Origin of the sequence: Roseomonas sp. KE2513 (assembly GCF_016107305.1) — a bacterium.
In the GTDB taxonomy this organism is placed as follows: domain Bacteria; phylum Pseudomonadota; class Alphaproteobacteria; order Acetobacterales; family Acetobacteraceae; genus Roseomonas.
Window position 1 is genome coordinate 1 of record NZ_RCVR01000047.1, and the last position, 23,162, is coordinate 23,162.

The 23,162-nt window shown below is 65.0% G+C and carries 21 protein-coding genes and 2 pseudogenes; 13 read left to right on the forward strand and 10 right to left on the reverse strand.

The window, feature by feature from the left end; genetic code table 11:
• Positions 1–538 (forward strand): annotated as a pseudogene (locus D9599_RS26390) (hypothetical protein); the annotation flags it as partial.
• Positions 539–678: 140 nt separating this feature from the next.
• Here D9599_RS26390 and D9599_RS26395 read toward each other — a convergent pair.
• From D9599_RS26395 to D9599_RS26425, 7 genes are all read right to left on the reverse strand, one after another.
• Positions 679–1,155, reverse strand: a complete 477-nt coding sequence (locus tag D9599_RS26395; protein ID WP_198384283.1) for a MarR family winged helix-turn-helix transcriptional regulator — start codon at positions 1,153–1,155, stop codon at positions 679–681.
• 59 nt (positions 1,156–1,214) lie between these two features.
• Positions 1,215–2,552, reverse strand: coding sequence for a Rieske 2Fe-2S domain-containing protein (locus D9599_RS26400; RefSeq protein WP_198384284.1), 1,338 nt, complete (start codon positions 2,550–2,552; stop codon positions 1,215–1,217).
• Between the two features lie 370 nt (positions 2,553–2,922).
• Positions 2,923–3,912: a PhnD/SsuA/transferrin family substrate-binding protein gene (locus tag D9599_RS26405; RefSeq protein WP_198384285.1), complete on the reverse strand. Its 990-nt coding sequence runs from the start codon at positions 3,910–3,912 to the stop codon at positions 2,923–2,925.
• Positions 3,909–5,606 (reverse strand): FAD-dependent oxidoreductase, encoded by a 1,698-nt coding sequence (locus tag D9599_RS26410; RefSeq protein WP_198384286.1) that lies wholly within the window; start codon positions 5,604–5,606, stop codon positions 3,909–3,911. The genes D9599_RS26405 and D9599_RS26410 overlap by 4 nt, the downstream gene beginning before the upstream one ends.
• A gap of 22 nt (positions 5,607–5,628) precedes the next feature.
• Entirely contained in the window at positions 5,629–6,468 is an 840-nt protein-coding gene (locus D9599_RS26415) for a tripartite tricarboxylate transporter substrate binding protein (protein ID WP_309228721.1), read from the reverse strand.
• Positions 6,469–6,755: 287 nt separating this feature from the next.
• Entirely contained in the window at positions 6,756–7,718 is a 963-nt protein-coding gene (locus D9599_RS26420) for a VOC family protein (RefSeq protein ID WP_198384288.1), read from the reverse strand.
• 52 nt (positions 7,719–7,770) lie between these two features.
• Entirely contained in the window at positions 7,771–8,664 is an 894-nt protein-coding gene (locus tag D9599_RS26425; RefSeq protein WP_198384289.1) for a fumarylacetoacetate hydrolase family protein, read from the reverse strand.
• Between the two features lie 118 nt (positions 8,665–8,782).
• On the opposite strand from D9599_RS26425, the gene D9599_RS26430 reads away from it, so the two are divergent.
• Positions 8,783–9,481, forward strand: a complete 699-nt coding sequence (locus D9599_RS26430; protein ID WP_198384290.1) for a GntR family transcriptional regulator — start codon at positions 8,783–8,785, stop codon at positions 9,479–9,481.
• Positions 9,482–9,628: 147 nt separating this feature from the next.
• A complete protein-coding gene (locus D9599_RS26435) occupies positions 9,629–10,387 on the forward strand; it encodes an IS5 family transposase (RefSeq protein WP_198384291.1) in 759 nt (252 codons plus the stop codon).
• Between the two features lie 414 nt (positions 10,388–10,801).
• Here the strand turns inward: D9599_RS26435 and D9599_RS26440 are convergent, their stop codons facing one another.
• Complete coding sequence (locus D9599_RS26440) at positions 10,802–11,773, reverse strand: tripartite tricarboxylate transporter substrate binding protein (RefSeq protein WP_198384292.1); 972 nt, start codon at positions 11,771–11,773, stop codon at positions 10,802–10,804.
• Here D9599_RS26440 and D9599_RS26445 point away from each other — a divergent pair.
• The 4 genes from D9599_RS26445 (at position 11,763) to D9599_RS26460 (ending at position 16,351) form a co-directional block, all read left to right on the forward strand.
• The gene (locus D9599_RS26445; RefSeq protein WP_198384293.1) at positions 11,763–12,686 is read left to right on the forward strand and encodes a FadR/GntR family transcriptional regulator; all 924 of its coding nucleotides are present in this window, start codon (positions 11,763–11,765) and stop codon (positions 12,684–12,686) included. The genes D9599_RS26440 and D9599_RS26445 overlap by 11 nt on opposite strands.
• Positions 12,687–12,829: 143 nt before the next feature.
• Positions 12,830–13,996, forward strand: a complete 1,167-nt coding sequence (locus D9599_RS26450) for an alpha-hydroxy acid oxidase (RefSeq protein ID WP_232480941.1) — start codon at positions 12,830–12,832, stop codon at positions 13,994–13,996.
• Positions 13,997–15,025: 1,029 nt separating this feature from the next.
• Positions 15,026–15,652, forward strand: a complete 627-nt coding sequence (locus D9599_RS26455; RefSeq protein WP_198384295.1) for a hypothetical protein — start codon at positions 15,026–15,028, stop codon at positions 15,650–15,652.
• 492 nt (positions 15,653–16,144) lie between these two features.
• Positions 16,145–16,351 carry a hypothetical protein gene (locus D9599_RS26460; protein WP_198384296.1) on the forward strand — a complete coding sequence of 69 codons (207 nt, stop codon included), beginning with the start codon at positions 16,145–16,147 and terminating at the stop codon, positions 16,349–16,351.
• On the opposite strand, the gene D9599_RS26465 is transcribed toward D9599_RS26460, so the two are convergent.
• Complete coding sequence (locus D9599_RS26465; RefSeq protein ID WP_198384308.1) at positions 16,337–16,639, reverse strand: hypothetical protein; 303 nt, start codon at positions 16,637–16,639, stop codon at positions 16,337–16,339. The two genes, D9599_RS26460 and D9599_RS26465, sit on opposite strands and share 15 nt — an antisense overlap.
• Here D9599_RS26465 and D9599_RS32540 point away from each other — a divergent pair.
• From D9599_RS32540 to D9599_RS26500, 6 genes and pseudogenes are all read left to right on the forward strand, one after another.
• On the forward strand, positions 16,607–16,759 hold the full coding sequence (locus tag D9599_RS32540) for a transposase (protein WP_375373080.1): 153 nt from the start codon (positions 16,607–16,609) through the stop codon (positions 16,757–16,759). The genes D9599_RS26465 and D9599_RS32540 overlap by 33 nt on opposite strands.
• A 951-nt stretch (positions 16,760–17,710) precedes the next feature.
• Entirely contained in the window at positions 17,711–17,875 is a 165-nt protein-coding gene (locus D9599_RS26475; protein WP_198384298.1) for a hypothetical protein, read from the forward strand.
• Positions 17,876–18,023: 148 nt separating this feature from the next.
• A complete protein-coding gene (locus D9599_RS26480) occupies positions 18,024–18,716 on the forward strand; it encodes a ParA family protein (protein ID WP_198384299.1) in 693 nt (230 codons plus the stop codon).
• A 50-nt stretch (positions 18,717–18,766) separates the two neighbouring features.
• On the forward strand, positions 18,767–19,465 hold the full coding sequence (locus D9599_RS26485) for a hypothetical protein (protein ID WP_198384300.1): 699 nt from the start codon (positions 18,767–18,769) through the stop codon (positions 19,463–19,465).
• Between the two features lie 339 nt (positions 19,466–19,804).
• Positions 19,805–20,445 (forward strand): annotated as a pseudogene (locus D9599_RS31620) (IS3 family transposase); the annotation flags it as partial.
• 195 nt (positions 20,446–20,640) lie between these two features.
• A protein-coding gene (locus D9599_RS26500; RefSeq protein ID WP_198384303.1) for an IS630 family transposase occupies positions 20,641–21,701 on the forward strand; the annotation gives its coding sequence in 2 pieces (ribosomal slippage) (positions 20,641–21,127 and positions 21,127–21,701; 1,062 coding nt in all).
• Between the two features lie 456 nt (positions 21,702–22,157).
• Here the strand turns inward: D9599_RS26500 and D9599_RS26505 are convergent.
• Entirely contained in the window at positions 22,158–23,084 is a 927-nt protein-coding gene (locus D9599_RS26505) for a replication protein RepA (protein ID WP_198384304.1), read from the reverse strand.
• Positions 23,085–23,162 lie beyond the last annotated feature (78 nt).

Here is a 23,162-nt window from a genome sequence, read left to right on the forward strand (position 1 = left end):
GTTCCATGTCGCCATGCGGCTGCAGCACCTGACGCAGGTTGCCGGAGCTCTGTCGTGCGACGATCCGGAGCGCGCGGCCGCGAAGGCGGTGATCGTCGAGGAGGTCGGGCGCCTGCGCTGGCGGTTGTGGAACGGCAAGGCCAAGGATGCCGGGATCAGCATCGACCGCATCCGCGCGGTTATGCACCACTTCCGGGGCGAGGCCGGCAGCCGCAGGTCCGTCGCGCCCTCGCGCAAGCTGTGGACCGCTTTGCAGGCGCTGGACGGCTACCTCGTCGGGCAGAGCGACTGGCTCGTCAACTACGGCGAGCGGCACCGGGCCGGGCTGCGGGTCGGCACGGCCCTGACCGAGGGCACGGCCAACTTCCTGGTGAACCGCCGCATGAACAAGTCGCAGCAGATGCGCTGGTCACGTCGCGGCGCCGATCGGCTGCTCCAGGTTCGCTGCGCCGTTTACAACGGCACGCTCGGCACCGGCTTCGGGCAGCGCTTCTCGGCTGCCAACGACTGTCACCCGCAAGCGGCTATCGCCGCCTAACCCCCAGTTTCGCGGCAGTCCCCTTCCCTACTGTGTCCGCAGGCGCCCCAAGGTGGTAACCGCCCCTTCCCTGCCCCTTACGCACGATAATATAACATTACCAGTCTACGTGTGAGGTCACAGTGTGCCTTCGCCTGACGTCATGCCTCGTTGCGGACAGACGGCTCCGCCTGCTCGGCGGCAAAGCTGTCCGCGGCCCGCTTCAAGAGTGCGCGGAAGAAGGTCGTCTCGTCCGCGGTCAGTCCACGAGTGATACGCCTATTCACGTCGTGGGCAACTGGTAGCAGTGCCTCGCGCAAGTCCCGTCCGGTTGGGGTCAGGTTGACATGGATTTTCCGTTGATCCGTCTCGCTTCGTAAGCGCTGGATCCAGCCTTGTGCCTCCATGCTGCGAAGCGCTATGACGGCTGTCGGCTCTGCCATACCTACCCTTTGCGCGAGTTCGCGTTGAGTCAAGCTGTCCTCCTCCCACACGACACGCAGCATGTACCAAGCACCCAGCGTGACGCCGAAAGGTTGGATGCGCGTCGCAATCTCCCGCTGCACAACCCGGTTGAGGTAGCGCAGCAGGAATCCCGTGCTCTCATCAAACGGCAGCGGGGTGATGCCGCTAGGCACGGCGTCTCCATCATTCGTCACCCGAGCATCAGCCTGCCGCGATGGCCGACTGGATCGGCCTAGGCTGAGATCGCAGCCATCTCGCGTTCCGTTTCATCTTCCTCCATACCCTGCAGGTAGCTGATCTCTTCAGCCTCAGCGCCCAACGTACGCCAGTCTTCGGTCTTGGACACGACCCCCTGGTACGATCGAAGCTTGGCCTGCGGCAGATGAGGCTCGGAAAGACCGATGGGTTCTGCCCCGTCCTGAAAGCACTGAACTGCATTCAGCATAATGCGACGGAACTGGACCACCGCGATGTCGCTGGCGCCCAGTCGCTCGCTCGTCCTGTCGGCAATTGGACCCATGGATTCCCACATGGCGATATCCTGGTTTGGAATGCCGGGAAGACCAGTGAAGGAGCCCTGCTTCATCGCCTCACGATCCTGAAGGTAGTCATTGAAGGCGTGGCGCAGTATTGGCTTGAAGTCGGAGTCGACATCGATGCCGGGCTTCACAACGCAGAATTCGCGCCACGCGTCCTGACCGACAACTGTGTCGGCATATCCCCATGCAATGAAGTTAAAATAGCTGCTGGTATCGTCGCGCGGCACGATGACGCTGGCGATATTGTAGGAGGAGTTTGGCGGGATCAACGCCGTAAAGGGTGCGACGAAGGTGGTAATCCGCACGTAGTCCTGCGTCTGCGCGTTCATGATCGGTCGCCGGATCGCGGCGTAGCGCATGCCGTAGTTCGTCACTTGCACCTGAATACGCGGGTTCTTGTCGGTCGACGGCCGGGTCCAGTCGGCGCCGTTCGCCTGCGCCGTGTTCGATCGAGCCGGCCGCATGTCGGAGGAGTGCAGTGAAGACGAATGCGCGCTGTCGATCTGCCCCTCCATGATCTGCGCCCAGTTGCAGGGAAGCTCGATCCGGACGATCGAAACCTTAGCGTCGGGGGTCGGCGCCCAGGCCGGCTGCTCGAACTCCGGCATCTCCTCAGGTTTACCCATATAAACCCAGATGAACCCCCCAGCCTCGCGTACGGGATAAGCCTTCTGCTTCACCCGGTCGGCGAAGCTGCTTTCCTTCGGCTCGGACGGCATGTCCACCACGTTGCCCTCCACGTCGAACTTCCAGCCGTGGTACAGGCAGCGCAGCCCGCAATTCTCGTTGCGCCCGAAGGCGAGCGAGGCCTTGCGGTGCGCGCAGAACTCGCTGAGCACGCCCAGCCGTCCCTCGCTGTCGCGGAAGGCCACCAGCTTCTCCCCGAACAGCGTCACCCGCACCGGCTTGCCGTCGGGCTCGGCCACCTGCTCGGACAGCAGGGCCGGCACCCAGTGGCGGCGCATCAGGCGCCCCATCGGCGCATCGCCCTCCACGCGGCACAGGGTCTCGTTCTCGGCGGCGGTCAGCATGGCGATCCTCCTTAGCCTTCCGCCATCCGGAACAGTGGCGGCTTGAATGGTTCATAACCTAAGTAATTTCTTAGCTTCACTGGGCATCAATGTCGAGAAAAGAAATGCATTATCCGAGAATTGTTGGGTGTTCTGAGCTTCGCCACCCAGACGCACACGCTTGCTGTCCATGTGAAAAGCTTACTTTCTGAACGGTGTGAGCGGACGGCGACCAAAGCGACCGAGAAAGACTCCACCAGTTGGCCTCGCACTTTGTGGGTCGATTGGGAGCAGCCTCCACGAACCCAGGAGCATCGCCACTCAGTGCGAGCAGTAAGATCCTGCGCATCTCTATGCCCTGGCCAGTCCAGGGCCCGATCGGGCGTTGCGGCTACAGATCAAGCGTGCTGGGAGCGAAGATCTCTTCCAGCGCCACCCGGCGCGGGCTTAGCCCTTGCTGGAACACCCAATCGGCGATGGTCTCTAGCTCGCGCCTCGAAGCGCGAACCCCGTAGGGCATCGGATCGGAGGCGAGGGTCGCTTCCACACTGGGATCGACCAGCCCAGTTTTCAAATAACCATCGATGACACCTGCCGCTACGCGCGTGGCCTCTGCCTTGGCGGCCTCGAAGGTCTTTAGCAAGTTGACCGCAATCCAGGGATGGCGATCGAGTAAATCACGGCGCATGACCATCGTATGGTTGACGGGGTAAAGCTTCGTGCTGGCGAAAAAGCGACGGCTTTCCTGCACCTCATCCTTGAATAGGGGCCGGACATTAGGCAGGGAGGCAAGGTCGATACGGCTGCGGTCCACTACATTTGTCTCGTTGAGATAGAGCAGGGTCGCATCGAGATCGCCATTGGCCAACATCTCACCGATGTTGGTACTGGATGGAATTGACTGGATCCGCACGCCTTCCGGCGGCACGAAGCCAGTCGCGCCGCCATGGCTCGTCTCAGGCGTCCTCTCCATGAACCATTCGATTTCCCGAGCATGCACGCCAAACTCCTGCTGCAGAATTCCACGAGCCCAGACTGCCGCAGTCTGCTGATACTCGGGGACCCCTACCCGCTTGCCGCGCAGATCCTTCGGAGAGGCGATGCCCCGGTCAGTGCGAACCCACGTCCAAGTGTGAAAAAACCTGCGCATCGTATAAACCGGGATAGCAACCCAGCGCGTGTCACCGCGGGAAGTCGCAATAATAAGCGAGGACAACGACATTTCGGAAACATCGAACTCGGCGAACTTCAGTTGACGCCAGAACATCTCGGATGCTGTCATCACCGAAATATCGAACTGGATAGCGTCGGCCCTGATGCGCCCCTCAATAACGGGACGTGTGCGCACGTTATCAGTGAGCGCCAAGCTCAAATCGATCATGCGGCCTTGCTCCCATCGGACCTGTGCTGGGCAACTGCGGCATCGTGGCCGACCACCTTGGCTAGTATCGCTTCTACCTCTGCAGGCACCTGCGAACCGCGCCACGCTATATGCTGGTCCGGGCGCACCAAGGCCAGGTCGCAACCGTAGAGATCCCGTGCCGCAGGATCGCTGATGGCGAGCTCCGTTAACGGAATTCCTAGCGCGGTCGCGCCCGTCACAAAGGCGTCGACATCCGGAGCGTCGGGCCCAAGCCGCAAGAGGGTAAAGCCGATCCCAAAGCGATCGAAAAGCGAGCTGCCCGGGCCGCGCCCCGCATCAAGCCAGAAATGTGGCGCCCGTCCGCCCGGCACGCTGCTCGGGACATAGGACACAAGATCGTCTACCGGCGGCTGGCCGTCCGGCAGGATAATAGGCGATCCGTCATAGCGGGCACCGAGCTGCACCCCGAGGGAGGCGAACTCCTCTCCGAAGGTCGCCAGGAACCGGCCGACTTCAGCCCGGGCCGCCTCCCCCTCCGCCGTGGCATGCTCGAGCTCGGGAGGAACCTTCACCTCGCCTACGCTCCGGGCAAGTTCGCGGGCGGCGGCGGTGTTGCGAATGGCGATTGCCTTCCGCTCCACTTCATAGGAGTTGAGTAGGCCCGGGCCACCCCAGCCCTGGACCATCGCGGCCAGCTTCCAGGCAAGATTGGCGGCGTCTTCGACACCCGTGTTCATGCCAAAGCCCCCGGTCGGCGTGAAAAGATGCACGGCGTCGCCGGCAAGCAGAACACGTCCCTCCCCGAAGCGATCGGCATGGAGGGCAACGCCGGCAGTCCAGGGGCTGCTGTCGAGCACTTCGACTTCGACCGGCATCCCGGCACACTGCCGCAGCACCTCAGCAACGGCCGGCGTGTTGGTGTCCTCCGGGTCACCGCGGGTCCAGAGAAGGAATTCATCCCGCCCGTTCAGAGGAACCATGGCCGTCCGCAATTCCGGGTTGACCACCCAGTACTGCCAAGCGCGTCGGGTTCCCAGCACATCGCGGTACAAGTTTGGTGCACGAATATGGGTGGACACCATACGACCACCAAAGAAGGCTTGCTTGAGCGCTTCATAGCCCACGTACTGGATGCCGAGGGCGCGGCGCACCGTACTCCGCCCACCGTCGCAACCGACCAAGTAGCTACTCTGCCAAGCCTCCTCCGGCTGCCCTGACGCGGCACGGACACGGAACGTGACGCCGCAAGCATCCTGCTCGAAGCTTTCCACGCTGGTGCCGAACCGCAGAGTAATGTTGGGGCGGCTTGCAGCCTGTTCGAATAGTGCTGCTTCCACATACATCTGGTTGGCGCGATGGATGGGCTCTGGTGTCTGATCGGTGGCAGCCGATTTTGTCCGGGCCGCCAGCTTCTCCTTTTCGGAAGGAAAGCGAAGCCTCGCGAGTTCCCACCCGTTGAAACGTGTAAAATAAGCCACGTCGGTCGGATGGTCCGAGGGTAGGCCGAGCGCACGGATTCGGTCTGCGAAGCCCAGGCGACGGTAGTGCTCCATCGTGCGGGCGTTGTGCGTGCTGCCCTTAGGGTGATGCCGCACGCTGGCCTCTGCGTTGAAAACCACGCAGCGCACGCCGTAGCGATCAAGGAAGAGCGCAAGCATGAGGCCAACGGGACCGCCGCCGACGATCGCGACAGGGGTTGAAAATGTCGTCAAACTGCAGCCTCCTCTGGCAGGCCTATTCCGGGCGGATGCCGGCTGCGCTGATGATAGCGCCGTAGCGTTCCCCTTCGCGGGACAGCATTGCCGCAAACTCAGCCTGTGTCTCAAAGATGGGAGTGCAGCCGAGCTGCTCGAGGCGTTGTCCGATCACCGGCTCTTTCAAGGTCTCGGTAACTGCCGCATGCACGGCACGCGTGGTTTCATCGGCCACTCCTCGGGGTCCCCAGATGGCGTTCCAGCCGACAAAGGTAACAGTTGGAAAGCCAGCCTCGGACATGGTTGGAAGATTTGGCAGAGCCTTCAATCTTTGGGCTGAAGTTGTCGCGAAGGCTTTGAGTTGCCCGGCCGCCAGCATCGGCAGCACGAGGCCGACCGGAAGAACTCCGAGTGCTACGTTGCCTGCGATCAAGTCATTGATAGCAGGACCCGAGCCACGATAGCCCACGATGGTCAACTCTGATCCGAGCGCCTGGGCCAGAGCCGCTGGGGCGATTTGGCCAACGGCGCCGAGTGTGGAACTGGCGAAGCTGTAGAGATTCGGCGACTGCCGTATCGCCCGGATCAATGCGGTTATGTCTGGCTGCGTCACAGACCGAGCGCTTCCGACCAGGACAAAGTCCAGATTCATCACCCGAATGATTGGGGTGAAATCATGCACCAAGTCAAAGGTCACGCCGCGTTGGACGTGCTTTAGCGCGACGATCACGTCATTAGAGTAGAGGAGAGTCTGCCCATCGGGCTGAGACCTCATAACCGTGTCGGCACCGATTGCGCCATTCGCGCCGGATCGGTTCTCGATAATCCAATTTTGCCCAAGCCGCTCCCCCGCCGATGGCGCAATCAGCCGGGCGGTCACGTCGTTTGTTCCACCTGGGGCATATGGCACGACGATGCGTGTCGTCGCTCGTGAGCCTTGTGCCCTGGCAGACCGCACGCTGAGGGCCAGCATTGCCGCGGCAAAGCCGGTTCGGCGGCCAAGCCTTGGGGGGAAGTAAAATGAATCCTCTTGTCTTTTCATGGACTTCCTCCAGGGGAGGGCTTGGCGCCGTGCTTCGTCAGGTCGTATCGGACGGGCCAGGACAACCAAGACCGGGGCAGTACTAGATCCATTGCCGCCCGGTTGAGTACGGCGCGGCGCAAGGTTCATGTCGCGTCGGCCTCGTAGTTGTGCACGAAGTCGGGAGGTGGTGTCGGGCCCCACAGGTAGAAGCCGTCCTCCGGCGGATGGTCGCGGCCTTCCCAGTCCATGCTGCCCGGCACGAAGTCCATGTCGGCGGAGTACTCGCAGTAGCTGCCCCAGGGGTCGCGCACGTAGTGGAAGTAGTTGGAGCCGAGCACATGCCGCCCGAAGCCCCAGCCGCGGTCGTAGCCGCGGTCCGCCATGGCCATGGCGCCAAGCCCGATGTCGTTCAGCGTGGGCACGTCCCAACTCAGATGGTGCAGGCCGGGCGCGTTGGACTTGGCGAAGGCCATCACGTGGTGATCGCTGCCGTGAATGGCATGCATGAAGGCGACGATGCCCGCCGAGCTATCCGAAAGGCGCAGGCCTAGGATGCGGCTGTACCAGGCGACGGCCGCGTTCACGTCGGGGGTGAAGTGCAGGATGTGGCTCAGGCGCCGCGGCACGGCGCGGTTGGCGTTGCGGCGATAGGGTGCGTTGCGCAACCCCGTCTCGGTGAGCGGCAGCGTCATCGAGGTCTTCTCGTCGGGTTGGGTCTTCACGCCAACGCGGATCTCGATGAGCGTGCCGTCCATGTCGCGGAACCACAAGCCGTTGCTGTCGAAGCCCGGCGGCGGGTCGAGCAGGCGAATGCAGTTGGCCTCGAGGTGCTTGCGGAAGCGGGGCAGGTCCTCCTCCCAGCAGTGGAAGGAGTGGTGGTGGATGGCCTTGCGCGCGCCCTCCACCACGCGGCCCCAGCGGTAGCCGTCCTCGGCGGTGTGGAGCGAGAGCTGGTTGCCTTCCGGCCGGACATCGAGGCCGAAGGCGTCGTAGAAGTCCTGCGCCCGCTCGACCTCCGGCACGCTGAGCACGAACTCGCCCACCGAGTGTATGCCGAGCGCGCCGTCGCGACGCGTCGCCGGGATGTAGCCGCCTTGTGCCGTCATGTCGTCCTCCTCAGCGTGGGCCGTCCTGCGCAACCCCCTTGGCGTACTCTGATCAGGCGGCCGCGCGCTGGCGGGCCGTCCCGGTCGCCGGCTCGTCCTCGACCGGGTTGCTCAACACACCCAGCCGCTCGACCTCCACCTCGCAGACATCGCCGGGCTTCATCCAGAGCGGCGGCTTGCGGGCAAGGCCGACGCCGGCCGGCGTGCCGGTGACGATGATGTCGCCAGGGGAGAGGGTGAAGGCCTCACTCAGCGTCGAAACGAGGGTGGCGACATCGAAGATGAGGTCGTCGGTGGAGGCACTCTGCACGACTTGCCCGTTCAGCCGCGTGTTTATGCGCAGCCCGCGGCAGCCGGGGGGCAGTTCGTCGGCGGTGACAAGCGTGGGGCCGAAGGCGCCGGTGCTGTCGAAGTTTTTGCCCACCGTCCACTGCGGCGCCTTCATCTGGAAGTCGCGCACGGAGCCATCATTGAACAGGGAATAGCCGATAACGTGATCCAGCGCCGCGTCTTTGGCGATGTGGCGTCCGCCGAGGCCGATCACCGCGACGAACTCGCCCTCGAAGTCGAGCTGGTCTGACAGGACGGGGCGTAGGATGGGCGCGCCGTGGCCGATGAGGCTGGAGGTGAAGCGAGCGAAGATGGTGGGGTAGGTGGGTACCGCGAAGCCGCTCTCGGCCGAGTGGTCGGCGTAGTTCAGGCCGACGCAGATGATCTTGCCGGGCTGGGCGAGGGGGGGCAGCAGCTCCACCGCGGCGAGGTCAACGGCAGGGGCGGAGAGGAGGGCCTGGCCCGCGGCGGCAAGCGCCTTGGGGCCCGCCGCGACCAGGGCGTCCAGCGTGCCAGGGAAGCCAGGTGCGTCAGCCATTAGGCCATGGAAGCCACCATCGAGGTTGGCAGCAGCAAGGCCATTGGTTCCGCCCTTGCGGAATGTCGCGAAACGCATTCTGGCGTCCTCCGTCTCTTCCTCAGGAGGATGACACCACAGCGATGCATCTTGCAAGATAAAATATATTATGAAATTGGATGTCGATTTAAAACGTGATTGGGGGTAGAAGGTACTGATGCCGCGCGACACACCGGGCCTGAGCCTGACGCAATCAGTTTACGAGCAACTGCGGGCCGATTTGCTCGCCTGCCGATTATGGCCAGGGGACAGGCTAAAGATCAGCGATCTCTGCCAGTCCATGGGGGTCAACCTTGGTGCAGTCCGGGAAGCGCTGTCGCGGCTTTCCTCCGAAGGGCTGGTCGTCGCGGAGCCACAGCGAGGCTTCCGCGTGGCGCCGATTTCGGCGACGGAGTTGCGCGATCTGACAGAGGTGCGGATTGATGTGGAGACGCGCTGCCTCCGCCGCTCGATTGAGAGCACAGGAGTAGAGTGGGAGACAGCGATCGTAGCCGCGCATCACGGCATGACACGCCTGCCCGAGCGCGACCCTGAAGACCCGTCTCGGGCGAATGACGCTTGGTCTGTGCATCACGCAGCTTTCCACCGGGCGCTGGTCGCTGGCTGCGACAGTCCCTGGCTGCTGCGGCTGCGCGACAGTCTCTATGATCAAAGCGAGAGGTACCGGCGGCTCTCCGTTCCACTGGGACGGGTGAAGCGTGACTTGGGGCGGGAACATCGCGAGATCATGGAGGCGGCAGTGTCGCGCCAAGCCGACCGGGCCTGCGTGTTGCTCGCGGAACACTTCCGGGCCACGACGCTCATCCTGCTCGACGCCAATTTCCAAGAGAATGCTTCAACACCTGCACGACCCTAGGCGGCGGATACATTACAGTCAGGCTTCATCAAGGCCTTCGACAGTGTACTTAGAGGCGGTTTTCACTACTACCCTGAGTTGAAGAAGCCCGTTCGGGTGGTCTGCTGACCCTCACCCTACCTCTGCAGCTTTGGCGTGGAGGGAGAGGTGGACAGAAGGATCCTGGGGCTGATCGCGACGGCGATGGAGTGCTGCGAGGGAGGCCGCTCCCGCGGCCGCGGCCACCCGCCGGCATCCTTGGTTCGTGTGCTCGCTACCCTCCGGCAGTTCGTGCGCGAGGGCACGCCTTGGCGCAGCCTGCGAGCCACGTCAGAGAAGGCGAGCGGCTCGACCCTGCGACGCTGTTTGGCAGCGTGGTCACGCACGGGCCTGCTGGGGCGGGTGCATGCACTGCTCGTCCGCATGCTGCGCGGCCACCCTGACCTGATCCTCGACAGCTGCTCGGTGCGCGCCAAGCGAGGTGGAGACCTGACTGGCCCGAACCCGACCGACAGGGCCAAGAAGGGCAGCAAGTACCATGTCGCGACCACAGGCGACGGGCTGCCGGTGGCCTGCGCCGTGACTGGCGCCAACGTTCCTGACACCCTGCTGTTCGAGCGCTTGTTCCTGGCCGCCTTCGCTGTCCTGGCACGCATTCGCACGGTGCTCGCCGACAAAGGCTACGACGCCGAGCGGCATCGCGAGCTCTGCCGCAAGCTTGGCGTCCGACCTCGCATCCACAAGCGCGGGCGGGCACCCGGCTCAGGCCTGGGCAAGCGGCGCTGGCCAGTGGAGCGCACCAACGCTTGGCTGTTGGAGAACAGGCGTCTGGCTCTGCGCTACGATCGCTGCGGCTTCATCATTCAGTCCCTGCTCCAGACCGCATGCATATTCCTGGTTGCAGGACGCCTCGCTCAGGAATTCTGAAAACCGCGTCTTAGCAACCGCTTCCGTCCTGTCTGGCCATTGATTTGTTAAAAACGCCTCCACCTCTAGCAGAATTAAAGTGGTCGCCTGGAAATGCGCAGCCAATTGCGCACAGGCCGCATCCACATCGCGCGACATTCCTCATGGGGGGCTCAGTGCCGACAATCCAAAGCGGCACAATGTAGCCCTGGCTCTCACCATGATCCTCGGCGTGACCCTGCTCGACGTGGTCGGAGCCCAGGGCACCACTGTTCGCCACAAGCGTACAAGTGGCGAGCAGCGTTTCTATAGGGAGAGGAGTGGCTTTCCGCAGGGCGTCCAAGCGGCGAGAGGGGCGGCAAGGGGCTTTAGAACGCCGCCCGACATGCGGGCCGCTCCCAGGCTGGCACACGAGGCAAGTCCCTCACCTTCGGTTTAGGGCCGCACGTTGGCCGCACGAACAACCTCCCGCCACTTCTCCGTCTCGGCGGCAACGAAGCGCCCGAGGTCGGCTGCTGTCCCTGCAGCGGGCTCCGCGCCCAGATCGCGTAGGCGCGTCTGTACATCTGGCTGGTTCCAGACCTCCTGAACGGCGGCGTTCAACCGGTCCAGCACAGGCTGTGGCGTACGGGCGGGCGCGAAAAGCGCCGTCCAGCTCTGTACATCAAAACCCGGGAGCCGTTCCGCGACAGCTGGCAGGTCAGGGGCGGCGGCCAGCCGCGTGGGGCTGGTCACAGCGAGCCCGCGCACTTGGCTGTTCTGCACGAAGGGCAGCGTGGTCAGGGGTGCGTCGAAGGTTAACTGAATCTGCCCCGAAATGAGGTCGTTCATCATCGGACCAGACCCGCGATAGGGCACGTGCTCCATCGTCTCCGCGCCCGTGCGAAGCTTGAACATCTCCCCTGCCAGATGAAGCGAGGTACCGATACCAGAGGAGCCGAAGCTCAGCGGACCGCGGCCTGCCTTCGCGTAGGCTAGGAACTCGTCGAGGCTATGCACGGGCAGGGTAGGCGTGACCGCCAGCACCAACGGCTGCCGTATGAGCAGGGCCACGGGCGCGAAGTCCCGCACGTGGTCGTAAGGAACCTTCGGCTGCAGAACGGGGATGATGGCATGGGTCGCGATCGTGCCAACCGTCAGGCTGTAGCCGTCCGCCTCGGCGCGGGCGCCGGCCTCGGTGCCGATGATGCCTCCTGCGCCCGTCCGGTTCTCCACGACGGCGCTCTGCCCGAGTACGCGCCCCAGCCCCTCTCCCAGAATGCGCGCGACCACGTCGGACTGCCCGCCAGCGGCATAGGGGACGATGAGCCGAAGTGAACGGGTCGGATAGGCGGGCTGCGCTGAGGCGCCGCGGGCTCCTGTGGCAGCAGCCAGCCCGGCCAGGGCAGCGCGTCGTGTGATAAGCATTGATTTGTTCCTCCGCAGGTGGGCCGCTCTCGCGCAGCATCCTCGGCCTTCCAGAGAAGTGGAGAGGCGTGCGTGGCAGCGCGGCAACAGGGCTCCCAGCCTCGGTGCAGCGAGCGGGCAAGGCCAGGTTGATGTCGCCGATTGGTATGATAACCTGTTCAATATGGTCAAGCCCGGTCATCTCCAGCGCCCGCTCAACCTGGTCGCTACCGTTTCCGCCCAGTTGAGGCGTGAAGTCCGCGACAAGCATGCGGTCGGCGAGAAGCTTGCAACCGAGGCCGCCCTGGCGGAGCGCTTCGGGGTCAGCCGCACTGTGCTGCGGGAAGCAGTGGCCGCGCTGCGCACAGAGGGAATGCTGGAAAGCCGGCAGGGGTCGGGCATCTATGTCGTCCGCACGGACCAAGAGCCCGTCTTCCGCCTGACGCGCGCGGCCGAGCGCGAGCGGCACCTGCGCTCGGTCTATGAGCTCCGGTTCGGCCTTGAGGTCGCATCTGCCGGGCTGGCGGCGCTTCATCGCGGCGAGGCTGACCTGCGCGCCCTGGGTAAGGCATTGGCCGCCATGGAGCGGTCGGAAACCCGCCCCGCGGCCGACCTGCGCTTCCACGCCACCATCGCGGCGGCAACCGGGAACGAGCACTACCGGGGGCTGGTCGCGCTCCTGGCCAAGGAGTTATCTGGTCTCATCCGAGAGGCTAATAGCGGCGCGAAGGATTATCGCAGACCGGAAGTCGCGGTGCTGCTCGCGGAGCACCAACGTATCCACGATGCCATCGCTGCCTCCAATGCTGAAGCCGCGCGAACGGCAATGGCGAGGCACCTGCAGAATTCAGCGCAACGCTTCAGCATTGAGATCCGCGGGATGGGTCTTTCCGGGCAGGCCGTGTCCGCAGTGGCGCACCCTCCCTGTAGCTAAGGGGTAACGCGCTGCTTCGGCGCCATGCCTCCACCGATACCGAAGGTCAGACGAGCACGATGAGCCAATTCCTTCCCGCTTCTACAGCCGGCGTTCCCTCGGTCCCACGCATTACCCCGGTCAATCAGTCCAAGCCGCGGCGCTTGCGGCGGATCTTCGCCCTGGAGGATCTGGAACCAGCGGCCCGGCGGCTCCTGCCGCAGCCCATCTTCGGCTATGTCGCCGGGGCGGCGGAGACGAACGCCTCTCTGGCCGACAACCGGCGCGTGTTCGAGGAGATCCAGTTTCTGCCGCGCATGCTGGTGAACGTTTCGGGCCGAACCCTCGACTGCGAAGTGATGGGCCAGCGCTATGCGATGCCCTTCGGGATCGCCCCAATGGGCGTGAGCGCGCTCACCAGCTACCGTGGCGACCTGGCCCTGGCTGCATCGGCGCACCGAGCGGGCATCCCTATGGTGATCAGTGCTGCCTCCCTGATCCCGCTGGAGGAGATCGCCCGCGTTGCGCCGACCGTCTGGTACCAGGCTTACCTCTCGGGTGATCGGGAGGAAACCTCAACTCTTGTCGAGCGTGTCGCGAAGGCCGGCATCGAGACCTTCGTCATCACCGCGGACAGCGCCGTGGTGCCAAGCCGGGAGAACAACCTGCGGAACGGTTATCGTACGCCGATCCGCCCAGACCTGGCCCTGCTCTGGGATGGCCTTACGCACCCCGCCTGGTCAATCGGCACCTTCCTGCGGACATTCCTGCGCCACGGCACGCCGCATTTCGAGAACGCCGGGCCGGGACGCGGCGCGCCGCTGCTGTCTCGGCAAGCCGTGCGCGACTTCGCAGGGCGCGAGTTCCTGGACTGGGATATCGTCCGCCTGGTGCGTTCGCAATGGCGGGGGCGCCTCGTGATCAAAGGCCTACTGCACCCCCGTGACGTCGCCATTGCGCGTGAGTTGGGGGCGGATGGCGTGGTCCTCTCCAACCATGGCGGGCGCCAGCTCGACGGGGCGTTGTCGCCGATGCGTGCCCTTCCGGCCGCACTGGAGGTGGCGGGGGATATGGCCGTGATGATCGACAGCGGCTTCCGGCGCGGCACGGATGTTCTGAAGGCCTTGGGGCTCGGCGCGCGCTTCGTCTTTATCGGCCGCCCCTTCAACTATGCCGCAGCGCTCGCCGGCGAAGCAGGAGTGGACCACGCGATTGATTTGCTCCGCGCGCAGTTACGGGCCGATCTGGGAATGCTCGGCCTTCGTAATCTGCAGGAGATGGATCAGGAGGTCCTGTTTCTGGACAACTTCAAGTTCGTAAAACCGCAGTGATCGGCGTTCCAGCATCCCCTGAGCTCCTACTCAGGCGTGCTGTTCATCAACGAGCGACGGTCGAGCACTGTTGGAAAAATTGGCAGCTGGGGGCTGGGCGGCGACGTTGCATCGGCTTCAGTCACCACCGGGGGCGCCGGCAGGGCCACCACCTAACCCAACTCGCACCGGGCGCAGAAGGCGCGTCAGTCTGAGGCGTAGGCCGCCCAGGTGTTTTCCGACAGAGCCTCCGCCGGCAGCGCACCCATCGGCAGCCGCACCACGGCCGAAGGGACGATCGGCGGGCTTGACCTAGGTCGCTTGGTCATGCCGCACACTTCGGCAAGGAAAGCCCCGTGTTGGCTGGCGATACCGCCGCTGTCCCCGTCAGAGTCCCCACTCCCCCGCCCCCGCTCCAGCCAGCCCGGCGAGCGCCCCCGCATCGCCGTTCCGACCTTTCCCAGTGTGCCCGCGAGGGCGACTTCGTGGCAACCGCCCCCTCCTCGCCCCTTGGGCACGATAAGCGGTAATTATCGTGCCTACCTCACCGGAAAAGGCCGGTTTTGCTGGGTTTCTCGCGCTTCTCGGGAGACCAGCGCCGTGCGCCGCGACCGGCTGGGGCATTCCGTCCGCTAATCCAACTTTCCGGACGGAACGACGCGCGCTCCCTCCCCCGTCGGCCCGACGACGCGTCCCCTGCCCCGCCGCGGACGCCCACCGCGCCGCCGCCTGGACCGGCTGGAACCCTGCTGCTGCTCACCCGCCTGCTGGGCGATCTGAGGGTGCCTGCGACCGCCGAGCAGGCTGCCAAGGCCTGCTGCGCCTCGCACGGACGCGAGCCCTTCGGGCAAACCCGAGACGCTCGCCATGTACGCCGTCTGCTGCGCTGACCGCGGCCTCGCCGTCGCCAGCCTCCGCGTCCACCTCGTCGCCATCTAGGCCGCGCACCGCCGGACCTCCGCCACCCGCGCCTCGTCATGGTTCTCGAGGGCATCGCCCTCGACGAGGGAACCCGCCCGCGGGGGGAAGGCCGCGGCGGCCGGACCGGACGTGCTCCGTCTCCTGCTCGCCACCCGCCCCTCCCCCGCCACCCCGCTCGGCGCCCGCGACCGGGCGCTGCTGCTGCTCGGATTTGGCGCCGCCCTCCTCCGCAGCGAACTCGCGGGGCCTGTGCTCGGCGACGTCACGCTTGTCCCCGGGCGCGGGCTCTGCGTCCTCGTCGGCCGGTCCAAGATCGACCAGCGCGGCGCAAGCCAGGAGGTCGCCATCTGGGCCAACCCGAAGGAGCCGGGCTTCTGCCCGCTCGCCGCCCTTGAGGCTTGGCTCGTCTTCCGCCGGAAGGGACCGGACATTACCGGCGGGGCTTCGAACGGGGAGCGGCCGCTCTTTGTCGGGATGAGCAAGGCCGGGCGCCTCACGGACAAGGCGCTGTCGGACAAGGCGGTGTGGCGGCTGCTTAAAGGCGTGGCAGAGGCGGCAAGGTTTGAGGGCTGGGAGCGCTTCTCGGGGCACTCGCCGCGCGCCGGGCTCGCGATGACAGCCGGCGAGGCCGGCGCCGACCTCGCCCAGGTCATGCGACAGACCCGCCACCGCTGCCGACGTGGCGCTCGGTTATCTCCGCACCACAGACCTCTGGCGCAACAACCCCACACAGGGCATCTGCGGCGAGCCCGGTAGAGATGCCCCATCAAACAAACCCGACACCCGGCTCGTTGAGACCAGCCACTGATGAACTCACGGGCTGAAAGCATGCGCAATCCGGAGTGGGGTTGGCGGCGTTGAAGATGCTATGAGGGTGCCGCTGCGGGGCGCATCGTCCGACGACGATCAACGGAGGCGTCCCATGTCCCACACCTGCTGCGCCGCGCTCGAGCTCAGCCGTGCCAAGTAGCTAATTGGTTCGCTGGCTCCTTCCGCAACCAGGATGGCCACTCGTGCTGTACCCGGCAGCGGCGTTGCCGGCTTGTTACAGGTGCTGGGTAGGGTCGCCCTCTAGGCCAGGAGCCAAACTTGCGGCGAACTCACCGTCGAGGTCTGCTACGAGGCAGGTCACGATGGGTTCTGGCTGGCCCGCCACCTGCACGCCGACGGCATTGGGACACCCGTCCTCGATGCCGCCAGCTTTCTCGTGTCGCGTAGGGGTGTCGGGTCAAGACAGATCGGATCGACATGGAAACCATGGCACTCACCGTGCGTGCCTTCCTGGCCGGTGATGCCAGCGTCTGTCGCGAAGTGGCCGTCCCAACCCCAGAGGCGGAGGGTGCCAAGAGCTTGGCCCGCGCGCGCGTCCAGCTCGTTTCCGAGCGGCCCCGGCATGTGAACCGCATCTGCGGCCTGCTCGCCCTGCACGGCATCCGCGAGCTAAAGGGCCTGTAAAGCGGGGGCTGGGCCAAGGCACATGGTGAGCTTCGAATTAGCGACAGCCGATCTCTTGGTCTCTAACTGCGTGCCGAGATCTCGCGCGGCTTCGAGCGCTTCCACCTCGTGATGCAGCACACGAAACAGCTCGAGGCTAACCGTCACGCCGCCGTCGCCGCATAGGTTTCGCTGATCCCGGAGCAGCCAAAAGTCACGAGGCTGGTAAAGCTGGCAGGGATCGAGGTGTTGAGCGCCACGGCATTGGTGGCTGAGGTGTTCCATCGGCACCTCGACGATCGGCGACACTTGGCATCCTACCTGGGTCTCGTCCCTAGCCCGCAGAGCAGCGGCGATACGGAATGGGACCAGGACATCAGCAAAGCGGGCGACCGGGTAGCACGCGTGCTCCTTGTCGAGCTCGCCTAGTGCTTGCTACGGCACCAACCCGCCAGTGAGTTGACCGCCTGGTACCTCCGTACCTTCGCAGAACACGGTGCACGCACCCGCAAGATCGGCATCGTGGCACTAGCGCGAAACCTAGCGATGACCCTGTGGCGTTTCGTCGAGGCAGGAGTTGTACCCCAGGGTGCCGTGGTCAAAGGGCACTGAAGGCGAGCGAACTTCGGCCGCGGATACGGCGGCTGAGGGCGAAGGGTGGATGATCGGGTTTGATGATGGTGCTCTGCAATTGAGGGCCGCTCCACCTGGGAATCCGGATGGGGTGCACCTTCCCGCCGGTCGAAACCTAACTGCCGTGCGCACGGCTAGCGCTTCTTACGGCGCTCAGAAGAATCTCGAGGACGCGGTGGATGCCACGCAGGCGGAGCTCGCCAACCTCGCGGGTGCGGGTGCGGGCGCGGGCAGCCTGCGCCGCAACCTTATATGCTTTATGCTGTTGGCCCTGTCATTCTCTCTCAGCGTGGTCCGGGCTGCCGTGCGTTGTGGGGGGTCGCGTCGGTAACAATGCTTCAGCCGCTGTCGCTAAAGTTAGGGGCCGAGCTGCTGCGGCGCGTTGAGGAGCCGGCGCGATGCGGTGCGGTGGCCGGCTAGGCCATCACGCGCCGCACAGCGGTGCTGGCCCACGCAGACTTGGTAAGCGCCGCTTTGCGGGGAGCGGCGGGCACTGGTGGGCACGCTGCCCGGCGTCCCGGGAGCGATGGCAACGCGGAACCAAGCGTCCGGATATTGCTCCCAGAGTTCGAGCACTGGCTTCCGATACTCCCGACGAAGTCAAGTCCACGGCCCGGCTTGGTGCGTGGGCAGGCGTTCCTTGCCGAGCGGACCGGGTAGTGGTCGGGCCGGCGCCATCACGCTGTACCTCGGTGGGGCGAGGCCGCACGGGCATCGCCTTGGCGTAAGACTGGAGGAAGGCAGCCAATGCTGTATCTTGTCTGGATTGCCCGGAGGCCTGTTTACATCTTCGCGGAGTCCGCCCCACGCAAGAGGCTCTCGGTATTAAACTGTGCGCTCAAGCCGGGAGGCGAGGGCTTCGCCTGGTGGCGCATGCTGCTGTTCGCCTTTGCCGTGGGCGCCTGCCACTGAATTAGATCGGCTCTGCCGCGCCGCTGCTCAGCGGGCCGACCGATTTGACATGTCTAATTCCAAGTTTCTGGCCCCAGGCGGGAGCGCAACCCTGGACACGTCGTGAGGCAGGTATGTATTGCCGATCCGAAGATTCAGGGGATGGGAGATGCCAAAGGCCGCCGTGCGCCAGCGCGCCGCAGGGGCAAAGGATACACGTTGCGGTATCCTTTTGATTAGCAGTCCGAAGGGCGGGTCTGGCAAGTCGGTGCTCAGCCGCCACATTCTCGTCAGTGCCGCTCAGGCTGGCATTAAGGCGATCGGCCTGGACTTCGATCAGCAGCAGACGCTGTCGAAGTGGGCGGGCCGCCGCGCCCGCACGCGCGAGGCTTTCCCAGATTTTGCCGAGACACTCGTCGAAGCAGTGTCACTCGGCGACTGGCGCGGCGCGCTCCGCCGGACGGAAGGCTACCGGCTCGCCGTGCTCGACACGCCACCAAGTGTGGAGGACCACCTCCCGGCGATCGATGCCCTGGGCGAGGCCGCCGACCTGATTCTGGTCCCGGCTGTGTGCACGCAAGACGACGTGGAATCCGTTGCCCCCTGGGTGACGGCGTTGTCCAGCAAGGGCTTCACCACCTCGGTTGTTCTGAACCGCGCCAACCGCAGGACGACAAGCTACGCGCGGATGCGGGGCGTCCTGGTAAAGGCGGGTTCGGTCTGCCCGACGGAACTGCCGCAACTGGAAGATATCCACGTGCCGTCTACGAAGGGCCTCACGTTGCTCGACTACTCAAAATCGCGTGGGATCGAGCCCTTCGAGGAGATCTGGGCCTATGTCCGCCGGGAGATGAAGCTGTGAGCGCGCCGGTCGGAAAGCGGTCAAAGGCCGCGCTGAAGGCGTTCCTGGCAATGGAAGAGGACCCCGCGACGGAGGCGGTGGTCGTGGATACGCGCGCGGCCGAGCTTCGATCGCTCGGCGCCGAGGACCCGGCCGCGCTCCAGGCGATCCGGGAGGTTTTCGCCGGCACGAGCCTGCCGGACGACCAGGAAAAGGTCCGCCACATCCTTCGCACCCGGAGCGAGATCCAGAAGGAGTGGGGCGACGCCCGAGATTCCTTCCTTGCCATCGGCAGGGCGCTGATCTCGCTCGAGGCCGAACTGACCAAGGCCGAGTTCGCGCGCCTGCGCCACGGCACGGAGCGCCTCTTCCCGTTCTCCGACGCAACGGCGACCCAGCTCCGCCAGATCGCGCGCGCCGTCGACGCTGGTCGGCTCCCGGCGACCGCCTGCCCAGGCAGCTACGGCACCGCTTACCAGATTACGCTGCTGACGGAGCCCCAACTGCGCGTGGCGCAGGAGAGGGGGCTGATCCGCCCTGACGTGACCCGCCGCGAGATCATGCAGCTCCGGCGCGAGGTTGCGGCGGATGGGGTCGAGCCGCCGCCACCCGGTCGTTTGGATCGGTCGCGCCTGCGGGATGAGCGGGCGCGGCTGGGCGAGCGGCGCGCGCGCTTGGCCGAGGAGCTGGTAATGGTGGAGCGCCGGATCACCCAAATCGACGAGCTGCTGTCACCGGTGATCGACAGCGATGCCGAGACGGTCGGCTAGGGCGCGTCGGGAGGGCAGGGGAGGGGAGTCCACTTCCGCCCTTCTCGACCCTGACCTCTGGCGGGAGTCGGCATTGAAGCTCCCAAAACGGGTAAGGGGCTATAATAGTAGCAGTCTAGGGTGGGCATGTCGGCCGACAAAGATAACGAGTGATCCCGCAGGCGACAAAGTGCTTAAGGCGGCAAATGATCTCGGGCTTTCTATTCCCCGCGGCGATGCGGCGTCTGACGTATGCGAGGGTGGGTTGGTGTCCTCGCATGTGGACGGTGACTATGGCCTTCCCCCGTAGATGCGGTGCGCCAGTAGAGTGAGAACGGCGGATCTGTGGAGGGTATTGGGATGGCAAGGAAGCACCACAAGCCGGAAGAGATTGTTACCAAGCTGCGGCAGGCCGAGGTGCTGCTGGCGCAGGGCAAGACGACCGCTGAGGCGGTGCGTACGATTGGGGTGATGGAGCAGAGCTATTACCACCGGCGGAGCGAGTACGGCGGCCTGAAGTTGGACCAGGTCAAGCGCCTCAAGCAGTTGCAGCAGGAGAACGGGCGGCTTCGCAAAGCGGTGGCGGACCTGACGCTCGAGAAGTTCGTGCTGAAGGAAGCCGCCTCCGGAAATTGGTAAGCGCCGCCCGTCGTCGTGCCTGCGTCGAGCAGGTCACAAAGGAGCTGGACGTCTCTGAGCGGTTTGCCTGCAAGGTGCTGGGGCAGTACCGCTCGACGCAGCGCAAGGTGCCTTGCGCGCCGGACGACGAGGGGGCGCTGACGGCGAGCATCATTGACCTGGCTAAGCTACACGGCAGGTACGGCTACCGCCGGATCACGGCGCTGCTTCGAGCGGAGGGCTGGCGGTGCAACCACAAGCGCGTGGAGCGCATCTGGCTTCGTAAGGGGCCGAAGGTACCCGCCCGGCAGTCCAAACGCGGGTGGCTGTGGCTCAATGATGTATCCTGCGTGCGACTGCGGCCGGAGCGACTGAACCATGTCTGATGGGATGGACGGTCTGCATTTCCAGGAGCGGAACGCGTATTCGAGCGCCTCCGTCTCAGTGCCGCGGAACATCCTGCCGTAGGTGGCCTGGTTGAGGGTTATACCAACTGCCTTGGCCACTGACTCGGATGTGATCCCGCCCGCGCGGCGGTTGTGATTCGCTCCTCCTGACGGCTGGTTTGGGAGGCTGAGATGGCGTTGGCGATCACTCGGCAGGATCGTTCGGCGGCCGAGCTCCGGAAGTCAGCGGCGCGGAGCCGTGATGCGAATGCTGCACGCCGGATGCTGGCGATTGCGCTGGTGCTGGAAGGAGCCTCTCGCGAGGACGCGGCTGGGAGTTGCAGCATGGACCGTCAGACGCTGCGTGATTGGGTGCACCGCTACAACGATGAAGGGCTTGCCGGGCTGGTGAACCGCCGTGCTCCGGGCCCGGCGCCACGGCTCTCGAGCGAGCAGGAGGCGATGGTGGCCCGGTGGGTTGAGAAGGGCCCGGACCTGGAGCGGGATGGGGTCGTGCGCTGGCGCTGCCGCGACCTGCAGGAGCGGATCAGCAGCAAGTTGCGGGTGAGTTTGCACGAGCGCACGGTTGGCAAGCTGCTGACCAAGCTGCGCTTCCGTCGTCTTTCCGTGCGGCCACAGCACCCGCAGAGCGACCTCGCCGCGCAGGCGGCTTTTAGGGGGGCTTCGCTGATCGGGTAAAGGAGGTCGTCGGCGAGGTCGGACATGGTACGCCGACTGAAGTCTGGTTCATGGACGAGGCCCGCGTGGGCCAGCAGGGTACGCTGACACGGGTCTGGGCTAAGCGAGGCACGCGCCCGCGCGCCGTGCGTGATCACCGCTATACCTGGGCCTGGCTCTTCGGAGCAGTCTACCCTGAGCGCGCCGTTGGCGCCGCTGTCGTGCTGCCCGAGGTCAACGTGGAGGCGATGAACATCCACCTGGCCGAGATCAGCCGCTGCGTGAGCAAGGGCGCGCACGCCGTCCTCGTGCTCGACGGCGCGGGCTGGCACACCTCACCAAGGCTGCGCCTGCCCGGGAACATCAGCTTGCTACCGCTGCCGCGCTACGTGCCCGAGTTGAACCCGGTGGAGAACCTCTGGGAGTTCCTGCACCAGAAACTGCTTAGCCATCGCGTATGGGACAGCTACGACGCCATCGTGGACGCCTGCTGCCATGCCTGGTCCAACCTGATGAGCACGCCCGAGCAGATCACCTCCATCACTCGGCGCTCCTGGGCGCGGGTCAAAGTCTGAGGCAGTTGGTATTATTCGCTCGTCTGGCATGTCCACCGGCTATCAGGGCAGCGCCGGTCACGGAAGCGGAACATCACGGGTTCGTGGACCCGAACGCCGACGCAGAACACCGTGTGCAGGCACGTTCAGGCCGGCCGGGCCGTTGCAAGTCCCCGATATACGACGACCTGATGCTGCCAGCCGTCCTCATCACGGGATCCCTGCTCGCGATTATCGAGCTCAGGCGAGACGTTGGTGACTTAGTGGCAATGACTGCCGACTTGACGGCCCTCTCCCGTCTCCACTGAATTCTTGGTGTGGACTTTTGAAGGACCCGCCTGCGGCCTGCGCGGCGACCTCAACGCGGGGTGTGGTCTTTTGAAGGATCTGCCCTTGATGCGAACCCCTAGCGGACCACCATTCCTTGGCGTTTGGGAGTAGCCGGGAGCAGGCGTGGACTTTTGAAGGGTTGCCGCCTCAGCGGAGGGAGGACTTGGCCCTCGGCACCACGGGCGGCCGCGACGGGTGGAGGGTGAGCCCCGACTCGTCCACCTCGACCTTGGCCATCGGGTAGACGGCGAGCGCCAGCTTGAGGTTGTCGAGGTAGCGGGCGCGGAAGTTGTCCATCCGCCCGAAGGCCATGCCGAACTGCGGCCGGAGGGCTCGCCACGACACCGGGGTCGGCCCCTTGAGGGCGTGCAGGCGGTAAGCGAGCCATGCGTAGATGTCGAGCGCCATGGAGTTGTTGTTTAAGGCCTTTATCGCAGCCTCTTCTAACGGCACCGGGTGCTTCTTGAGCTGCTCGAAGAAGCCCTCGGAGAGGCGTGCCCTCTCGACGAACAGGCTTCCCTGCGTCTCGTCCTCGAGGTCTAGGAACAGGGCCGTGTCGACGATGGTCTGGTTCACGAGCCCCTTGGAGATGCCTGCCTTCACCTCGAAGGTTAGCTTGCAGCGGCTGATGCGCTCCGCCTGTTCCCTGACGGCCTCGACGCTCTTGCCACCTACCGGGATGCCGAGGCGCAGCAGCCAGCCGCGTAGGCTCTTCCCGAGCTCTATTTCCCGACTCCCGGTGCGGAGCGCCTCGGATTGGAGGTAGAGGAGGATGAGTCGCGCCCTGCTGCCGTAGGGGACGCCGATGTGGACCGGCTTCCCCGCGGCACCCGCCTTCATGCCGGGCTCCACAACCAGCGTCACGCGCTCTCCTGTGATCTGCCAGCCCTGCGAGTCGGGCAGGCGCCTGTGCGGAAGCGCCGCTTGGCACCATCCGGAGTACAGGAAACCAATTCCTGAGTCTTCGTCGGCGAGGTAGGCCGCCGCGGCCTCGATCTCCCTGCGATCAAGGCCACTCTGGAGCAGAGCCTGCTGCTTCCCCTTGGCCTCCAGCAGGTCATGCACTGTTCCCATGGGCCAGCAATCTGCCCCGGGCATGGCGGCCGCGTCACCGTGGTATTTTGAAGGGGCAACTACTAGGAAGGTTATTAG

What these genes read in the sequence shown, in the direction of transcription:
- D9599_RS26425 (WP_198384289.1), bottom strand. Translation starts at nt 8,664, where the DNA reads ATGCGTTTCGCGACATTCCGCAAGGGCGGAACCAATGGCCTTGCTGCT.
- D9599_RS26400 (WP_198384284.1), bottom strand. Translation starts at nt 2,552, where the DNA reads ATGCTGACCGCCGCCGAGAACGAGACCCTGTGCCGCGTGGAGGGCGAT.
- D9599_RS26405 (WP_198384285.1), bottom strand. Translation starts at nt 3,912, where the DNA reads ATGATCGATTTGAGCTTGGCGCTCACTGATAACGTGCGCACACGTCCC.
- D9599_RS26475 (WP_198384298.1), top strand. Translation starts at nt 17,711, where the DNA reads ATGCTGTATCTTGTCTGGATTGCCCGGAGGCCTGTTTACATCTTCGCG.
- D9599_RS26430 (WP_198384290.1), top strand. Translation starts at nt 8,783, where the DNA reads ATGCCGCGCGACACACCGGGCCTGAGCCTGACGCAATCAGTTTACGAG.
- D9599_RS26480 (WP_198384299.1), top strand. Translation starts at nt 18,024, where the DNA reads ATGCCAAAGGCCGCCGTGCGCCAGCGCGCCGCAGGGGCAAAGGATACA.
- D9599_RS26460 (WP_198384296.1), top strand. Translation starts at nt 16,145, where the DNA reads ATGGAAACCATGGCACTCACCGTGCGTGCCTTCCTGGCCGGTGATGCC.
- D9599_RS26420 (WP_198384288.1), bottom strand. Translation starts at nt 7,718, where the DNA reads ATGACGGCACAAGGCGGCTACATCCCGGCGACGCGTCGCGACGGCGCG.
- D9599_RS26505 (WP_198384304.1), bottom strand. Translation starts at nt 23,084, where the DNA reads ATGGGAACAGTGCATGACCTGCTGGAGGCCAAGGGGAAGCAGCAGGCT.
- D9599_RS26440 (WP_198384292.1), bottom strand. Translation starts at nt 11,773, where the DNA reads ATGCTTATCACACGACGCGCTGCCCTGGCCGGGCTGGCTGCTGCCACA.
- D9599_RS26485 (WP_198384300.1), top strand. Translation starts at nt 18,767, where the DNA reads ATGGAAGAGGACCCCGCGACGGAGGCGGTGGTCGTGGATACGCGCGCG.